Here is a 19,228-nt window from a genome sequence, read left to right as displayed (position 1 = left end):
TTCAAAAAATAACTTAACGTGAAAAACAAGATTAGTATTATTGTACCTGTCTATAATGTTGAACTTTACTTAGAGAGGTGTATTGATTCATTAATCAATCAAACTTATAGAAACTTAGAAATTATTTTAATTAATGATGGTTCAACGGACAATAGTAAGATTATTTGTGATCAATATGCCGAAAAAGATTCGCGCATTATAGTAATAGATCAAAAAAATAGCGGTTCGAGTGTTGCAAGAAACTCAGGGTTAGAAACAGCAACAGGTCAAATTATTTCATTTGTTGATAGTGATGATTCTATACATAGTTCTATGTTGGAAGTAATGGTTAGGTTAATGCTTGAAAATAACCTTGAAGTTTTAGAAATTGAACCTGACACTATTATTAAAAACAGAAAATTCGATAATAAATTTGTTATACAAGACGCCCTCACCGCTACTAATAAAATTATAAAGACCTCAAGTTTTTCTGTTTGGAGAAGAATTTATAAAAGCTCACTTGTTAGTGATATGCGATTTATTCCTAAAATTATACATCAAGATGTTTTTTATACTATCGATGTATTAAAAAGAGTGTCTCACATGGGGTATTTAAATAGTCCTTTTTACCACTACAACACGGATAACATGAGTGTTATACGTAGTGAGTATACTCTAAAAAAAACAAAAACAGGTATCCGAGCTACAGAGTATATAAAAAATAACGTGCCAAATCACCCAATGATTAATAGAACTGTAAATGACTATATAACTTATTATTATACTGATCATTTTTTTCTTTTAAGTAGAAACAAACATATCGATCCAGACTGTAAATTCAGAAAAAAAATAAAAACTGAAATTGCTAGAGTAAAACATAGCGAAAATAAAAGCTTAAGAGCATCGATGGTTATAAAACTTCCTATTAAATTGATGGAGATAATATCATTATTATCACAATTTGTTAGAACTAATAAAAAAAGGAAGTGATTTTTATAAAATGTCTAGATTAAGTTTAACCCTAAAAAACGGCTGGATTGCGCTAGTTTTCCAATTAGCCTATGTTGTCGTTCAATTTTTTGCCAGAAACATTTTTTTGGAAAATTTAGGAGATGAGTTTTTAGGTGTTGAAGGCACATTGAGAAGCATGCTCATGTTTTTAAACTTGTCTGAGCTTGGTATAGGTGCCGCAGTTGGATTTTCCCTGTATAAACCTATTTTTGAAAACGATAGAGAAAAAATCAACGAAATTATTGGTTACTTAGGCTATTTATATAAAAAAATCGGACTATTTGTCTTAATATCTGGTTGTACACTGATTCTATTTTTTCCTTTATTATTCAAAGAAACAGATACAAGTCTTTCAATAATTATTTATTTGTTTTTCTCATTAATAGTAGGAAATCTAATTAATTACTTTTTTACTTATCACATGTTTCTCTTAGAAGCTGATCAAAAGTCTTATGTGAATGTCAAAATTTATCAAACTATACACATTAGTAAATTAATAGTTCAATGCTTAGTTCTTTTGTATTTTAAAAGCATTACTCTTTGGGTAACTTTAGAACTTTTAGCACCGTTTATTGGAGTTTTCATTTTACGAAAAAAAATAAAAAAAATTTACCCATGGCTTATTTTCAATTTTAAAACTAATCAAGAGGTAAAAGAAAGAAACAAACCTCTTCTAAAAAAAATCAAACAAATAAGTTTTCATAAACTAGGAAGTTTCGTTACAACTGGGACAGATAATATTGTGATATTTGCTTTAATAAACCCTGCTGCTGTTGCATTTGTGGGTAATTATCAAATGGTTATGGGAAATATTAATATTCTAGTAAATAAATTATTTGATGGTACAAATGCAAGTGTTGGTAACTTAGTTGCCGAAAATGACATCAAGAATATGCTCAAAGTGTTCTGGGAAATGATGGCTTTACGTTTTTATTTTGCTGGCACAACGCTACTACTAATGTATATAGGCCTAGATGATTTTATTATTTTATGGTTAGGTGAAAAATATTTGCTAACAAATTCTGTTTTAGCTGCTCTGGTAATCATATTTTTTATTTTTCAAACCAGACAACCCGTAGACAGTTTTAAACAAGCGTATGGACTGTATGACGATATTTGGTCACCAGTTGTGCAAAGTATTATAAATTTAGTATTCTCTATTTTTTTTGTTATAAAATATGGTATACTAGGTGTTTTTATTGGTACTATAATAAGTCAATTTATTGTAGTTATGCTTTGGAGACCTTATTACTTATTCGCAAAAGGTTTTAAAGTTAGTACGGCGGTTTATTGGAAAGGATTTATTCAACATTTAATTTATTTATCATTTGCAAGTGGCTTGTTTTATTTTATATTCCATTTATTTGATACTGAAATGAGTAGCAGTATATTTATACTGATATATAAGTTAACAAAACTTGGAATTGTTTTTTTATTGGTTTATTTTATGGTTTTAAGATTATTTAGTAAGGGGTTTAAAAATTTAATAAATCGTTTTTATCCGCTCATTAAAAAAAAATTAAAAAAAAATCATAAGCACTAAATCCATTAACAATTAAAAATGAAATATATTCTCGGTGTTTTACTTGTTTTATTTGCTTCTTACTCGGATATTTTTTTGTACCGTATTAATATTGTTCCTGTAGCTCCAGCATCATTTTTTATTCCTTTATTCATGGGATTATTTATATTAAACTATTCTATAAAAGACTTTTATAGTACTTTCAAAAGTCATAGCTTTAAGTTTTTATTTTTTATAATTTTAATTTCTATCGTTTATTCTTCTTTTTCAGACGCTCCAATTGATGTAATAACTACAGAAATAGGATTAAACTTTATGACTTTAATACTCTATTCTTTTTCACTGCACTTCTTTATTGTTGAAAGCAAACAAACGGTGCTATTGGTATTGGCAACAGCACTTTTAGTTTTAGGAGGGAGTTTACTCTACGATTTCTTTATAGGTTTACCAGCATATAGTAAAAAATTATCTGAAGCTGTAAGAAAAGGTGGTTTTGGAGAAAACCCAAACCAAGCAGCCTCTGGTATAAAATTTTTAGCCCTTGGGGTCTTAGTTTTGGTAAATAATAACAAAAAATGGAGATATATTACTATTACATTTATGTTAGTAACGGTTTTTTTAACACTTTCCCGGGGCGGCATGGCATCAGTTATATTAATTTTAGTTTTAGGGACTATGAATGATTGGAGCTCGAAATTTCTAATCAAACCAAAAACAGTCATGATTAACTCTATAAAATTAGGATTACTTTTATCAATACTATTCATAGCATTATTATCTTTTTCAGAAGTCATAAAAGAAAATTTTCCTGCATTTTCTAGAGGAGCTGCTGGCGAACGCATGGACATGTTCTTAGGAAAAAGTAAAGTTACTATTGATGAAGGTGGTAATTCTGGTGGTCGAGCTGTAGTATTAATGAAATATTGGAATGATTTTGAACAAAAGCCTTTAGGGTACGGAACCAGTTATACATCTGATAGAAGGTTTAACTCTCTAGACACTCACAATTACTTTTTATATTTAGCAGTAAATTTCGGTATTGTAACATTAATCATATTTTTAATCTATTTAGGGTATAGTATAAAACTTGCTTTTGAAACACCTCAATTTTTTTATTTAATTTTTATTGCATTAATTACTTTTGAATGCTTTTTAGCTAATAATATTTGGTATACTAGGACTCTAATCATATCCCTTGCATTTTTTGATAGTTCGGTTTATAGAAAAAAAATATAACATGATTAATTCGAAGCAAACTTATAAATCCTATTTGAAAGCTGACAAAAAAGCGCTTAATACAGAAGAATACAGTATTATTCGAAAAATTATTGCACCAAATTATATATGGGAATTTCAAAAAACTTTAAGAAAAGTTGAATATTACAATAACTGTAAACTAAATAGTTTATTAGGGAAAATTATTTGTAGTTTTCTTAAATTAAAGTTTCGTAAACAATCTTTAAAACTTGGATTTTCAATACCAATAAATGTATTTGGCCCTGGGCTATCAATAGTTCATTACGGAACTATTGTAATAAACAGTAATACTAAAGTTGGTGCTAATTGTAGAATTCATGCCTGCACAAATATTGGAGCATCTGGCGGAAAACCGGAAGCCCCACAAATAGGTGATAATGTATACATTGGACCTGGAGCCAAAATATATGGAAACATAAAAATTGGAAATAATGTAGCCATTAGTGCTAATACTGTAGTTAATAAATCTTTTGAAGAAGATGGGGTTTTATTAGCAGGTAACCCAGCTGAAAAAATTAAAAAAATTGATATTAAAAGAATAATTAAGCATATTAAATAAAGTCTTATCATTTCATCATATGAAAAAAAAAATACTCTTCATTCTACCTACGCTGACAGCTGGGGGCGCAGAACGTGTTATTTCTTTTATTGCTCAAAATATAAATCAAAATAATTATGATAGTCGATTACTAATAACAGGTTATAAAAAAGATTCTGCCTATTCTATAGATAGTATAGAAGTTGATTTTTTAGAAAAACACAGAGTTTTACATGCAATACCTTACATATTCTGGTATTTATTAAAACACAAACCTAAAGTAGTTGTAAGTTCTATTGGACATTTAAATACAATTATGGGACTCATGTCTCCTCTTTTTTATAATACTAGATTTATAATTAGGGAGGCTAGTGTTATTTCTTTAATGGGGAAAATCCATGGTCAACAAAAAGCAAAAAAAATATTTAACATTTATTCTTTTTTGTCTAGAAAAAGCTATAAGATGGTTGATAAAATTATTTGTCAGTCAAAAGATATGGCTGAAGATTTTGAAAACATCTATAATGTTAATAAACAACGTATTGTTATTATAAATAACCCTATAACAAATTTGCCTTCTTTAAAGGAAATTAATATAAGTACTCAAAAAGTAATTAAATTTATTACTGTTGGAAGGTTAAGTAAAGAAAAAGGGCAATTAAGGGTTATCAAATTGCTTTCTAAATTGAAGTTCCCATTTCATTACACAATCATTGGAGATGGTCCATTAAAAGAAAATATACTCACAGCAATTAAAACCAATGAGCTAGAAGATAAATTTACATATATTCCATTTACTAAAGAAGTCTCAAAATATATGGCTTTAAATGATCTGTTTCTTCAAGGGTCTTATGTAGAAGGGTTTCCTAATACCGTTTTAGAAAGTTGTTTTGTAGGCACACCTGTTTTAGCTTTTAATGTTCCCGGAGGCACTAAAGAAATTATTGAACATCAAGTTAACGGGTATTTAGTTGAAAACGAAGAAGATTATTTTTACTATTTAAACAATAGACTACCTTTGCATCCTCGAAATGTAAGAGCTACAGTAGAAAATAAGTTTGATAAAAAGAATATTATTAAACAATACGAAACGTTATTTAATTAATTATGGATAAGGAAAAACCTATTAGAGTTTTACAGGTTTTAACAATAATGAATTTGGGCGGTGCAGAGACTATGATAATGAATTATTATAGGCATGTAGACAGAACCAAAATACAATTTGATTTTTTACTTCATAGAGAAGAAAGAGGTTTTTTTGATGATGAAATTGAGTCGCTCGGAGGTAAAATTTATAGAATGCCTTCAATATCTCCAAAAAACTATTTCTTATACAAAAAAGAATTAAATATCTTTTTTGAGAAACATCCCGAATATTTGATAGTACACTCTCACTTAAACGCTCTTAGTAGTATTGTTTTAAGTGTTGCAAAAAACAAAAAAATTCCTTGTAGAATAGCACATAGCCACTTAGCTGTAGAGTCTGGAGTATTGAAAAAAATATTCAAAAAAAACACAGATATTAAAGCAACTATCAAAGATTCTATTCAATCTTTAATAAGAGGAAAAGTTGCCAAAGTTGCTACTCATTATTTTGCATGTGGCGAAAAAGCTGGAGATTGGCTTTTCGGACTAAAAAGCAAAGAAAATGTAATCATTATAAATAATGCAATTAACGCTTCATTGTTCACATATAATCCAGAAAAATCCAATACGATTAAAAAAGAATTTAACTTAACTAATAAGAAAGTAATTGGACATGTTGGGCGTTTTAATGAACAAAAAAATCATTTTTTATTAATAAAAATCTTCAATGAAATCTATAAAAAAGATAATGATTGCGTATTGCTATTAATTGGAGAAGGCAATCTAAAGAAAAAGATAAAACAAGAAACAGAACGCTTAAATATTTCTAAAAATGTACACTTTTTAGGTTTGAGAGATAACATCCCAGAGTTACTGCAAGGCTTTGATTTATTTTTATTCCCATCCTTATATGAAGGTTTACCAGTAACTTTAGTAGAAGCTCAAGCTTCTGGCTTAAAAATAGTAACCTCAAGTACAGTTACTAAAGAAGTCGATATTACTGGACTTATAACTTATATAGATCTGGATAAACCTGAATTATTATGGGCAGATAGTGCTTTATCGCAAATTAGTTATACTAGGAAAAATACTTTAAATCAAATTAAAAAGGGAGGATATGACATTTATGAAAATGCAAAAAACCTACAGACCTTTTATTTAAACAAGAATTAAAATGTGTGGAATTAACGGATATATAAAATTTAAACGCGAAAGCGAAGAACAGCTCAAAGCTGATATGAATAAAATGAATACCTTAATTTTTCATCGTGGCCCTGATGAAGATGGTGTGTTCTGCGAATCGAATGATTCACACTCTATTGCAATGGCAATGCGTAGACTATCAATTATAGATTTAAGTTCTGGTAAACAGCCAATTTTTTCTGATGATAAAAGTATTGTAATTGTTTTTAATGGAGAAATATATAATTACAGAGAATTAAAAGAGAAATTAAAAAATTTAGGGGTAACTTTTAAAACAACAAGTGATACTGAAGTTATTTTAAAGCTATATGAAAAGTTTGGTGTAGAGTCATTTAAAGAGCTTGACGGCATGTTTGGTTTCAGTATTTATGACAAAAACAAAAACAAACTATATGTAGCAAGAGACTTTTTTGGAGAAAAACCTTTATACTATTACAAGAGCGAAAGTCAATTCATTTGGGCTTCAGAATTAAAATCTGTTGTAAGTATTATTGACAAAAAGCCAGCCATTAACAGTAAAGGTCTTAATCTTTATTTTAGACTTACATATATTCCAGCACCATATACAATCTATGAAGATATTCATAAATTAAAACAGAATCATTTTATAGAATTTAATTTAGAGAATAATAACTTTTTAATTCACCAAATAGAAAAAGAAACTAATAATAAAACATCAAAAAATGATATTTCTTTTGATGAGGCCAAAAGAAATGTAAAAGATTTAATGTACGAAAGTGTTACAAGTAGAGCCGTATCTGATGTGCCTATTGGTACTTTTCTTTCTGGTGGAGTTGATTCCTCAGTTGTTTCACTATGCCTATCTCAATTTACCTCTAAACCTATTGATACATTTTCTATAGGGTTTGAGAAAAAATCTTATGATGAAAGTGATAAATCTAGAGTTGTAGCAAAATTGATTAATAGTAATCATCATGAATTCATTATAAATGAAAAAGATTTAGCTCAAGATGTAAATAAAATATTATTGAACTTTGATGAACCTTTTTCTGATTCTTCCTCACTCCCAACCTATTTAGTTTCAAACAGAACCAAAGACCATGTTAAAGTAGCATTAACTGGTGATGGTGGCGATGAAGTTTTTGGAGGATATAATAAATACTATATTGGGAAATTAAACACAAAATACACCAACCTAATTCCTAAAGGTTTACATAATCTAATTACAAGTACAACTTCTCCTCTACTTAAAACATCTAGTGATAAAAGAGGTAAAAGATTTAAAGTTAAAAGATTATTAAACTCTATTGATTATAACGGTGGTGAATATTATTGGGATATCTTATCATTAGGCTTTCAAAAAAACGCTTTAGGCGATTTTCTATTACCAAAATATTTAAATGAAGAATTATTTGGAGTCTATAAAGAAGATACGGGTATCAAACATCCTAAAACTTTAACTGACTTTAGGTTAATTGACAAGGTAACCAGTCTTGAAGGAGATATGCTAGTAAAAGTTGATAGAACCAGTATGCTAAATTCTTTAGAATGTAGAGCACCTTTTTTAAATAAAAAAGTTTGGAATTACACCAATACCTTGCCAGAAGAATATTTAATGAAAGGTTGGAACAAAAAATATATACTTAAGGAAGCTTTTAGAGACCAGTTCCCAAAGGACTTCTTAGATAAAAGCAAAAGTGGCTTTGGCGCTCCGGTTGGAGACTGGTTAAAATCTGGACTTAGAGCTGAATTAGAAAGTTATATTAATGAGAAAGAGTTAATTGATCAAAATATTTTTCATGTAGATAACATGATAAATTTGGTAAAAAATCATATATCAGGAAAAGAGGATAGCACCTTTAAAGTATGGACTTTTTATTGTTTTCAAAAGTGGTATCACAACATATATAACCGCCTCTAATATGAAGAATAAAATTATTAGAGTTACAACTGTTCCTGCTTCTTTGGGTGGACTTCTTTCTGGACAATTAAAATTTATGTCCAATTATTACGAAATTTTAGGAGTCTCATCAAAAGGAGATGATAACCAAATTGAAAAAGTTGGTGCTAAAGAAGAAATTCGTATTGAGGCTATTGAAATGACAAGGCAAATAACCCCAATTAAAGACATTGTTGCTGTCTGGAAGCTTTATAAGCTTTTTAAAAGAGAATCACCAGATATTGTACATTCACATACTCCAAAAGCAGGAACTTTATCCATGCTTGCCGCATATTTAGCCAAAGTACCACACAGGCTTCATACTATAGCAGGTCTGCCTCTTCTTGAAGTAACTGGCTCAAAACGTAACCTATTAAATATAGTTGAAAAATTCACCTATAAATGTGCTACAAAAATATATCCCAATTCTTATGGTTTATTAAATATAATTTTAGAAAATAAGTTTACCAATAATGATAAACTAAAAGTAATTGGCAAAGGAAGTTCTAACGGGATTGATACCTCAGATTTTAATCCAAATTTATATGATACAAAATTCAAACAAGAGTTAAAAGAAAAACTTGGCATCTCAAAAGACGATTATATTTATGTTTTTGCGGGAAGAATAGTAAAAGATAAAGGTGTTAACGAATTAGTTCAAGCTTTTAATAAATTAAATCAAAAAATCAATAATATAAAATTATTAATGGTTGGTGATTATGAAAGTGAATTAGACCCATTACTACCCGAAACAATAAAAATTATTAATAAAAATAAAAATATAATTTCTACAGGTTGGGTTCAAGATGTAAAACCATATTTTTCAATTTCAGATGCACTTACCTTCCCTAGTTATCGAGAAGGATTCCCTAATGTTGTAATGCAAGGTGCAGCTATGGAATTGGCGTGTATCGTTTCAGATATAAATGGATGCAATGAAATTATTGATCATAATGTAAATGGATTAATTATACCAGTAAAAGATAGTGAGGCCTTAGCTAATTCTATGAATTTTGTTTATTTAAATAAAGTAGAATCTAAAAACATGGGGGTTAAATCAAGAAAAAATATTGTCTCAAATTATGAAAGAAAGGAAGTTTGGGAGGCTCTATTAAAAGAATACCAAACACTACTCAAATAGTAATAACTATATGAAATCAGAAGATTTAGAAATCATTACGTTAACTAAAGCTCTTCTAAAAGAAGCTGTTGATAATAACACCTATTGGGGTTATCAATCTAAAAATATTCCTTTTTCTAAGAGCAAGGCAAAATGGCTACTTGAAAATGATAGAATTGAAAATGACGATGTATGTGCTATTCTAGGTTATGAAAAACAAGATATAGTCGCATTTATTTATATGATTCCAGATTTAATTAACACACCTCAAGGTATTAAGAAAGTATTTTGGAGTCGTAGATGGTGGATTGCAGATAAATACAAAGACACTATTCTTTCAACTTACACTAGAAGCTTGTCTTTTAAAGCAATTAAAAACCAGGCTATTATAAAATATATTGGTCAAGAAACGATTCCGTATTATGAAAAACAACCGTTTACTAAGTTTTCGAAACGAAATAAGCATATAATTGTTTTTAGTTTAGACTCCGAACTTTTACTAAATAATATAAGAAAGTTACGCACGGTTAAACCATTAGTAAAACTCATATCCTCTCTCTCTTATAATTTTACTGCGATAATTAATAAGTTTAAAAACAAAAAGCGTGTTAAAGGTTTAACTTATGAATATATTTCTTTTATAGATAACCATTCATGGAAATATATTGAACCCTTTTTAAAAAATGATTTAGTTGTAAAAACACCCGTATATATCAATTGGCAAATAGATAATAGCCAATACACACAAGTTAAAAACAAATATAAATCCTCACATTATTGTTTAATTAATAGTTCTACAAGCAATATTTACAACCTTAATTTTTTGGTTAAAAAAGAGACTATTATTGGTTTTATTTCAATTCTAGTAAGGAATACAGAGTTTCATATTCGATATTTTATAACTAGTGAAGATAATTATGATTATTGTGTAGACGCCTTGATGGATAATTTCATATTAGCAAAGGCAACTATAATCCATACTGAAAATGATAAACTAGGTAGAAGCTTAAATAGAAGGTATTTTAGTACTCATACTAAAAAAAGAGAAATATTTACCCTTGTACATAAAGATGTAAATTTAGAAACAAAAAACATCCATATAACAGATCAAGATGGTAATTTTGCATAATTAATTTTTTCATGAACCTCATACCAAATCTTAAAAAATCTTTTGAAAAACATGCTAGCAAAAATGCATTATGTATTAATGATGTTTTTTATACGTATAAAGCCTTTTCTGAACAAATTTTAAAAATTAGAAAATTAATTCAAACAGAAATATCTTCTAAGGAAAAGTTTATTGGTTTAATAACAAATGATGATATTCAAACCTATGCCTCTATTTTTGCACTTTGGTTTGAAAACAAAGCGTATATACCAATAAACCCATCGGCGCCCATGCAAAGAAATAAAGAGGTTTTAAATTCTACAGGAGCTAGTTATATTTTAAATTCAAATATAGATGCTTTTAATGACGAAGCATTTTCTGTATTACCAACTCATAATATAGGTTATAATTCATATAAAATTAAAGAGGGAGAAATTAACCAGAACGGAATAGCATATATTTTATTTACTAGTGGAAGTACTGGAAAACCAAAAGGAATTCCTATAACACTAAAAAATGTAGATTCATTAATATATGCATTAACATATGATGGAGAATACATTTTAAACGATTCTGATAGGTGTTTACAAATGTACGACCTTACTTTTGATGCCTCACTTACTGCATTTTTACCAGCATTTTTATCAGGTGCATGTAGTTATACTGTTCCGCCAGGTAGCATGAAATACTTTCATATTTTTAAACTTTTACAAAAGTATGAGTTAACAGTATTAAAAATGGTGCCTTCAATAATACACTATCTGCGCCCATATTTTTCTGAAATATATGCAACTAGTGTTCGGTATTGTATTTTTGGTGGCGGAAAACTTTATGAGGATATTGTAAAAGAATGGCTAAAATGTATTCCAAATAGTAAATTATATAATCATTATGGCCCTACAGAATGTACAGTATGCAGCACTTATCACACATACTCTAATACACTAGGTAAATCGCATAATGGCGTAATTTCAATAGGAAAACCATTAAAAGGTTTTAATCATCTTATTATTGATGATAAGAATAATATCATAGAAAGTGGTGATGAAGGGGAACTATGTTTATCTGGGCCACAAGTAACGCTTGGTTATTGGAAAAATGACACTTTAAATTCTGCTTCGTTTTTCACGAAAGAAGTTAATGGAATACTAGAACAATTTTACAAAACTGGTGATATATGCTATGAAGATTCAGAAGGGTATTTAATGTATATAGAACGTAAAGATTTTCAGGTAAAAATTAGAGGTTTTAGAGTTGAATTAGGAGAAATCGAATTTCACTCAAAAAAAGTTATAACAAAAAATAATCTCTCCATAATTGATATAAATAATAGTAATGGAAATAATGAAATAGCACTAGTAATAGAAGGTAAAGCATTTGATATTAAAGAATTACAAAACCATTTACAAAGTGTACTACCAAACTATATGGTGCCTACAAAATATTTTTTTCTTGATAACTTTCCACATAACACTAATGGTAAATTAGACAGAAAAGCATTGAGAAATTTAATAAAAACAGATTAAAAATGAATAAAGAAGATATTTTAAGATCTATAAATCAGTCCTTTATAAAAGTACTAGAACATGATAATTTTAAACTTACAGAATCAACAACCGCAAATGATGTTGATGGATGGGAATCTGTGACACATATGATGATTATTACAGATATAGAAAACACACTTAATATTAAGTTTAAACTAATGGATTTAATGGGTATGAATAATGTGGGAGATTTAATTGATACTATAAAAAAAGAAATATAAAGGCTAAATTATTAACTCATATTTCTTAATTTTTAGTAAACCATCAATCGTCTTAATTAAAAAATTTCCGTCATAATTTAAGACAAGTTCACCTGGTTTGGCATTCTCGAATTTTTTAAGAAGAGGTATATGTATTATGACTTCTGCTTCGAATATTTTATAATTTTTAAGTTCGATTTTTGCAATACAACCTTGTGTATCGACACCAAAACTTTTAATTTTGCGTAAAAGATTTACTGTATTGTCTTCTTCAAAATTTAAGGTTTGCATTGTAATAGTTCTATTAAAATAAGTGCCTTTTTCAAGTTGCTTAATCCCTATGTTTTTAAAATCAGCTTCTTTTAATTTTTTCCAGCCTTTGATAAAAACAACTCCTTCCATAGACATAGCTAAATGATATAAAAGCCCTAAATCAATATCATTTGTTAATTCTTCCTTTTGTTGATAAATAATATCTCCAGTATCAACCCCATTATCTATATAATGCATAGTTGCTCCGTAAAAATCATAATCTAAATAAAACACACCATTCATTGGTGTTTTTCCTTGTAAATGTGGCAGGTATGTAGGGTGTACATTTATAAGTATTTGATTAGAACCAAATCTGTTTACAGGAAATAATATAGGGCAGCCATTGGAAATTAAAACATCAAAATTTAAGGCTAATAATTCATCCAAACATTTTTGTTTTTTATCCATTGAAAAAGTTTTAAAAACTAACCCTTTTTCATTAGAGTAAGTTTCCAAAAAACTATTCTTTAAAGCATAAATTGATAGGTTTATAAATTCTTTATCTTTCAACAACTCTTCAATAACATATACCCTAGAACCAATTAAAACAATATTTTTTTTGTTGCCCATTATGTTTCTTATAAAATTTAAATATTTACAGATACAAATCTATTCATTTATATCCATTTTTAATACATTGCGAAACATGAACAATAATATAAAAGAAAAAAAAGGCTATGGTTCTTTTTTTTCACACATTGACTCTGAGTTTTTTAAAGATTTCCCTAATAGTTTTATTCCAAAGAATAATAAATTATTCTATTCAGGGAGACATGCTATAAAATATATTATTGAAAATATAAATAAAATAAACAAAGTAAATATTATTTGGGTTCCTGAATATTATTGCCAGCATGTAACACATTGGCTTAAACAAAACTATAATAACATTAAGTTTTATGAAGTTAAACCAGCAAATAACTCATATATAATAGATGGAAGCAATTTTTTAAAAGAAAATGATATTATTTTAATAAATAATTTCTGGGGAACATCAGAATGCTTAATAAATTACACTGAAAAAAACTTTCAAATAGTTGAAGATCATTCACATGGTTGGTTGAGTAAATCCTGTATAGAAAGTAATGCAGATTTTTGCTTTGCTTCTTTAAGAAAATCTGTACCTACTCCATTAGGAGGAATTGCTTGGATACCAAATGGCGATAAACTAGGAGTTATAGAAGTAAACGGTTCTGATTATTTTAAAAATATATGGACTAATATTTCCAACGCTATGCTAAAAAAGCAAGAATTCGAAAAAAAAGAAGGTATAGATGAAGATTTAAAGAAAGAATTTTTAGAATTAGTTTATGATGCAGAAAACAAAATGCACAATAATTACGATTTATTTGAAATTGACACTAAACATAAAGTTATACTTAAAGAGTATTTGAAACATAACTATTTAGATTTCAAAAAGAATAATTTTGAAAAAATAGTTAAGCTAATAAACCAAAATAATAAATTTTCAATTTTAAATAATGATACTACACCATTTGGATTAACGCTTCTCTTTCAAAATATTATCGAATTAAATGAGTTTAAGGAATATTTAATATTTCATTCTGTTTATCCATCCTTGCTATGGCCCAATAACTCAATTAAATATGGGTATTTTCTTAATATACATGTTGATTATAGATATAACAATTTAGATATAGAATATATTGCTAGTGTAATTAATAATTATTTTCAAAAACAGTAATTATAAATTTTAAGATTATAGAATTTACTAATTAATAAAATATGTCTATTGCTAATCTCAAAATTTACTCCTAATCAAAAATATTTACGCTTTAGCGTAAAATATAGTTTAATAGGTTAAACCGTACTATTTTTACCATATGAATTCATACAATATAATTAAAAGGGTATTAGATTTTTTCGCAGCATTAATCGCCTTGCTTATGCTATCCCCTATTTTTTTATTTGTTTTTTTCTGTTTATTAATGGTAAATAACGGTAAACCTTTCTTTTTTCAAGAGCGCCCTGGGAAAAACGGCAAATTATTTGAAATAATAAAATTTAAAACTATGGCTGACTATAAGTCAGAATCAAATGAAAATATTCATAGTCTAAATCGAGTTACTAAAATTGGTGGTTTTTTAAGAAAGTATTCTTTAGATGAAATCCCGCAGCTATTAAATGTTGTCAAAGGAGACATGAGCCTTGTTGGACCAAGACCACTATTAACTAAGTATTTGCCTTTGTATAATAATGAGCAAAAGAAAAGACATGATGTAAAACCAGGTATTACAGGTTGGGCTCAGGTAAAAGGAAGGAATTCTATCTCTTGGGAGCAAAAGTTTAATTTAGATGTCTGGTACGTTGAAAATCAATCTTTCATTTTAGATATAAAAATCATTTTTCTTACTATTAAACGAATTATTATTCCTGAAGGAATAAATAACGGTGGGGAAATAAATATGCCTGAATTTACAGGGTCAAATATGAATTAAGTAATTTGTGAACTTTAAATCAATTTGAACACATACTTAGCAGTAAGTTATAAAATAAAACATTCTCCCTAAAGACTCTAAAAATCAAAAAGATTATGTATAATCTTAAATTCCAAACTAACAAAAATGTTATTGACATCAATAACTACAACAGTATTTTAGATAAATTTGAGAAATCTAGTGTATTTTATTCTTTACAGTACTGCAATTATACCAAAGAAAAATGTTTAAGTTATTTTCTTTTAACTAAAAATAACTCACCCTTAGTATTATTGCCTATATACTTAAATAAAATTGAATCTAAAGCAATAAATAGTGAGGAAGACTATTTTGATGTTATATCACCATACGGATATAGTGGTCCTTTAATTAATAACGATGCCTCTATAGAGGATATAAAAGTGTTTTGGACTAAGGTTGATAATTGGTATAAAAACAATAATGTAGTAACAGAATTTATTCGTTTTAATTTAGATAATAATCATATAAATTATTCTGGACATCTGATACCTACATTAAACAATGTGAAAGGGAAAATAGATGATTTTGATTCTATTTGGAATAACTTCAAACAAAAAGTAAGAAATAATTACAGAAAAGCTTCAAATAGTGAACTGACCTTCAAAATTTATGATAAAACCAAAACCCCTAATCTTATTCAAGATTTTTATGATATTTATATAAAAACGATGGTTAGAAATGATGCTGCTAGAAATTACTTCTATCCAAAAAATTATTTTTTAGATTTAGTAGAAAATAATTATGATAATACGCTCTTAGCATTTGTTTATAAAGATGATACTCCAATTTCAGCAGAATTAATAATATGTAACAATGGAGAACTTTATTCCTATTTAGGAGGGACACTTCAAGATTATTTCAATTATAGACCCAATGATTTTTTAAAAATTGAAGTTATTAAATGGTCATTAAAAAACAATAAAACCCACTACATACTTGGAGGAGGCAGAAGCAATAATGATGGTTTGTATCAATACAAAAAAGCATTTTTTCCTAAAGAAGAGGATGCGGTTTTCTACACAGGCAGAAAGGTAATTAATGAAAACATTTACAATAAATTAATTAGAGATATAAAAATTGAATATACTAGTGTTGAAAATTTAATATCAAACTCTAAAAACTATTTTCCCATCTACAAAAAAATGAATAACACATCACCTAAATCATTCTCGGTTATAACTAATAAAGAAGAATGGCAAAAAGCTCTACAAAAAGCTAATAATTACGATTTTTATCATACCTATGATTATCATGAGCTATCAAAACAAGATAATGAAAAAGCTATACTAATAGTATATAAAGAAGATGATAAAGAAATATTTCTTCCACTAATAATTCGTCAAATACCAGAAACCACGTATTTTGATGCAACCTCCGTATATGGATATGCTGGACCATTGCAGAAAAATATAGATCATACTTTTGATAATGCAAATTTTATCAAAAATTTAAATAATTTTTTTAAACAAGAAAAAATTGTTTCAGTTTTCTCAAGATTAAACCCTTTTATAAAAAACCAAAAAGTAGTATTAAATGGTTTAGGTGAAATTAATAATCTTGGTAATATTGTTAACATTGATTTAACTAAAGATGTCGGTGAGCAAAGAACTATTTTCTCAAAAACTACAAAACGCTATTTAAATAAATGTAGGAAGTTATGTGACTTTAAAATAAGTGAGAAATCAGAAGATATAAATATGTTTATTGATTTATATTATGAAAACATGGATAGAGTTAATGCTCAAAAGAAATACTATTTTTCTAAACAATATTTTTACGACTTTATTAATAGTAGTGATTACAAAACAGAAGTATTGTTTGCATTAGATAAAGAGTCTGGAGATATTATATCAGCAGCTATGATGGTAAAAACCAACAGTATAATTCAATACCATATTTCAGGAACAAAAAATGACTATCTAAATCTTTCCCCGATACGATTACTTATTGACGAAATGAGACTTAAAGGTTCTGAAGAAAACTACACTTACTTTAATTTAGGAGGAGGGCTTGGCAATAATGAGGATGAATTATTTAGGTTTAAGTCTTCTTTTTCAAAAGATTTTAAACCATTTCATGTGTGGAAACATATAGCAATGCCAGATGAATATAGAAATTTAGTCATAGAAAAAGAATGTAATGATTCAGATGCAGATTTTTTTCCTCAATACAGATATAAAGAAAATTTTATAACATTATAACAATAATTTAATCAACAATCTTTACTAACATTTATTTAGTCATACCCTAATTTTATTAAACTAAACCAATCCTAAAGATAATTTTCAACTATTATTTTAGAAAATGATAATAACATTTTACTTATGCTTTCATATCTAACTATTAAAAGATTTTTAGACATTACATTATCATTGGTTGGCATATTATTACTCCTGCCTATATTCATTATTGTGTTTCTTTGTTTAATCTATATTAATAAAGGAAAACCATTCTTTTTTCAGGAACGACCTGGTAAAAATGAACGTATTTTTAAAATAGTAAAATTTAAGTCCATGACAGACCAAAAAGATGAACACGGACAGTTATTACCAAATGCGCAAAGAGTTACCGTGTTTGGTAATTTTATAAGAAAATATTCTTTAGATGAAATACCTCAACTATTTAATATCTTAAAAGGTGATATGAGTTTAATTGGTCCAAGGCCTTTACGAGTTCATTACCTACCATATTATACTAAAAAAGAGTCTATTCGGCATAGTATAAGACCTGGAGTTACTGGATTGGCTCAAGTCTCAGGAAGAAACCTTTTAAGTTGGAACAAGAAATTAGCCTTAGATATTGCGTATGTAGAAAACATATCATTTTCTAATGATTTTATGATTTTACTTAAAACAGCAAAGAAAATTTTTAATACAAATAACATTGAATTAGATCCTGATATGCCAGATCTTGATGATGAAAGAAAACATAAACTTACGTGAAACACAATATACTTTTTACATGTGCTGGCAGACGAAACTACCTTATTAACTACTTTAAAAAAGAGTTAAATGGTGACGGACTCGTAATTGCAACTGATAATCAATTAAATGCTCCAGCCTTAATAGACGCTGATGTTGCATTTACAGTACCTGATATTTACGATGATAATTACATTCCACGTTTAAAAGAAATAATCAATGAATTTAATGTGTGTTTAGTCATTTCTTTAAATGATTTAGAATTACCCATTTTATCTAAATATAAACATCAATTAGAAAGTAAAAAAACTAAAGTTCTTATTTCTGATGAAACAGTCATTTCAATTGGATTTGATAAATGGAAAACTTATCAGTTTTTAAAGAAAATAGGACTTAACACCCCTAAAACTTTTATTAGTATAGATGAAGCTATTAAATGTCTTGAAAATGGAAGTTTAAAATTTCCTTTAGTTATAAAACCTCGTTGGGGAAGTGGGTCTATTGGGGTGGAGTTTCCTGAATCTATTGAAGAACTTCGATTAGCATATAATCTTCAAAAAATTAAACTAAAAAGAACAATATTAAACACTGCAAGTAAAGAAGACATTGAAAACTCAATTATAATACAAGAAAAACTTGACGGAAAAGAATTTGGCCTAGATATAGTTAATAATTTTAAGGGTGATTATTTTGGTACTTTTGCTAGAGAAAAAATTTCGATGCGTTCTGGAGAAACAGATAAAGCTCAATCTATTGTGTTAGATATTTTTGATAAAGTAGGTAAAGAAATTGGTAGTAGCTTAAAACATATTGGTATTATGGACGTAGATGTCTTTCTGGTAAAAAAACAATTATATGTTTTAGAATTAAATCCAAGATTTGGTGGCGGTTATCCTTTTTCCCATGAAGCTGGAGCTAACATTGCTGCGGTTTACATTGGTTGGCTAAAAAGGCAAAGTAATATTGATATTTTGAAACATATAAATTATCAAGAGCATATTACCTTTAGCAAATGTGATAGATTATTAAAGGTAAGTAATTAAA

At 27.7% G+C, this 19,228-nt stretch carries 17 protein-coding genes; 16 read left to right on the top strand and 1 reads right to left on the bottom strand.

Annotated features, from left to right (window positions below; all coding sequences use genetic code 11):
• The first annotated feature begins 18 nt into the window (after positions 1-18).
• From Q0870_RS11410 to Q0870_RS11360, 11 genes are read left to right on the top strand one after another with little or no spacing between them, the layout of a single operon-like run.
• A complete protein-coding gene (locus Q0870_RS11410) occupies positions 19-969 on the top strand; it encodes a glycosyltransferase (protein WP_298555613.1) in 951 nt (316 codons plus the stop codon).
• Positions 970-979: 10 nt separating this feature from the next.
• Entirely contained in the window at positions 980-2,533 is a 1,554-nt protein-coding gene (locus Q0870_RS11405; protein WP_298555611.1) for a hypothetical protein, read from the top strand.
• Positions 2,534-2,551: 18 nt separating this feature from the next.
• Entirely contained in the window at positions 2,552-3,748 is a 1,197-nt protein-coding gene (locus tag Q0870_RS11400) for an O-antigen ligase family protein (RefSeq protein WP_298555609.1), read from the top strand.
• A gap of 1 nt (position 3,749) precedes the next feature.
• On the top strand, positions 3,750-4,328 hold the full coding sequence (locus tag Q0870_RS11395; RefSeq protein ID WP_298555608.1) for a serine acetyltransferase: 579 nt from the start codon (positions 3,750-3,752) through the stop codon (positions 4,326-4,328).
• 19 nt (positions 4,329-4,347) lie between these two features.
• Positions 4,348-5,412 carry a glycosyltransferase gene (locus tag Q0870_RS11390; protein ID WP_298555607.1) on the top strand — a complete coding sequence of 355 codons (1,065 nt, stop codon included), beginning with the start codon at positions 4,348-4,350 and terminating at the stop codon, positions 5,410-5,412.
• Positions 5,413-5,414: 2 nt separating this feature from the next.
• Positions 5,415-6,566 (top strand): glycosyltransferase family 1 protein, encoded by a 1,152-nt coding sequence (locus Q0870_RS11385; protein ID WP_298555606.1) that lies wholly within the window; start codon positions 5,415-5,417, stop codon positions 6,564-6,566.
• Position 6,567: 1 nt separating this feature from the next.
• On the top strand, positions 6,568-8,478 hold the full coding sequence (gene asnB / locus Q0870_RS11380; protein ID WP_298555605.1) for an asparagine synthase (glutamine-hydrolyzing): 1,911 nt from the start codon (positions 6,568-6,570) through the stop codon (positions 8,476-8,478).
• A 1-nt stretch (position 8,479) separates the two neighbouring features.
• Positions 8,480-9,637: a glycosyltransferase family 4 protein gene (locus Q0870_RS11375; RefSeq protein ID WP_298555603.1), complete on the top strand. Its 1,158-nt coding sequence runs from the start codon at positions 8,480-8,482 to the stop codon at positions 9,635-9,637.
• A gap of 10 nt (positions 9,638-9,647) precedes the next feature.
• Entirely contained in the window at positions 9,648-10,745 is a 1,098-nt protein-coding gene (locus Q0870_RS11370; protein ID WP_298555601.1) for a hypothetical protein, read from the top strand.
• 11 nt (positions 10,746-10,756) lie between these two features.
• Positions 10,757-12,250: an AMP-binding protein gene (locus Q0870_RS11365; RefSeq protein WP_298555600.1), complete on the top strand. Its 1,494-nt coding sequence runs from the start codon at positions 10,757-10,759 to the stop codon at positions 12,248-12,250.
• 2 nt (positions 12,251-12,252) lie between these two features.
• A complete protein-coding gene (locus Q0870_RS11360; RefSeq protein WP_298555599.1) occupies positions 12,253-12,492 on the top strand; it encodes an acyl carrier protein in 240 nt (79 codons plus the stop codon).
• 3 nt (positions 12,493-12,495) lie between these two features.
• On the opposite strand, the gene Q0870_RS11355 is transcribed toward Q0870_RS11360, so the two are convergent.
• Positions 12,496-13,353, bottom strand: coding sequence for a formyltransferase family protein (locus tag Q0870_RS11355; protein ID WP_298555598.1), 858 nt, complete (start codon positions 13,351-13,353; stop codon positions 12,496-12,498).
• A gap of 76 nt (positions 13,354-13,429) precedes the next feature.
• Between Q0870_RS11355 and Q0870_RS11350 the strand changes: the two genes are divergently transcribed.
• The 5 genes from Q0870_RS11350 (at position 13,430) to Q0870_RS11330 (ending at position 19,227) form a co-directional block, all read left to right on the top strand.
• Positions 13,430-14,488, top strand: a complete 1,059-nt coding sequence (locus tag Q0870_RS11350) for a hypothetical protein (protein WP_298555597.1) — start codon at positions 13,430-13,432, stop codon at positions 14,486-14,488.
• A 139-nt stretch (positions 14,489-14,627) separates the two neighbouring features.
• A complete protein-coding gene (locus Q0870_RS11345; protein ID WP_298555596.1) occupies positions 14,628-15,242 on the top strand; it encodes a sugar transferase in 615 nt (204 codons plus the stop codon).
• Between the two features lie 95 nt (positions 15,243-15,337).
• Positions 15,338-17,464: a GNAT family N-acetyltransferase gene (locus Q0870_RS11340; RefSeq protein WP_298555595.1), complete on the top strand. Its 2,127-nt coding sequence runs from the start codon at positions 15,338-15,340 to the stop codon at positions 17,462-17,464.
• 123 nt (positions 17,465-17,587) lie between these two features.
• Positions 17,588-18,205, top strand: a complete 618-nt coding sequence (locus tag Q0870_RS11335; RefSeq protein ID WP_298555594.1) for a sugar transferase — start codon at positions 17,588-17,590, stop codon at positions 18,203-18,205.
• On the top strand, positions 18,202-19,227 hold the full coding sequence (locus tag Q0870_RS11330) for an ATP-grasp domain-containing protein (protein WP_298555593.1): 1,026 nt from the start codon (positions 18,202-18,204) through the stop codon (positions 19,225-19,227). Before Q0870_RS11335 ends, Q0870_RS11330 begins: the two co-directional genes overlap by 4 nt.
• Position 19,228: the final 1 nt, after the last annotated feature.

The sequence above is a fragment of the uncultured Algibacter sp. genome (assembly GCF_947487575.1).
In the GTDB taxonomy this organism is placed as follows: domain Bacteria; phylum Bacteroidota; class Bacteroidia; order Flavobacteriales; family Flavobacteriaceae; genus Algibacter_B.
This window is presented reverse-complemented; position numbering and strand designations above follow the sequence as displayed.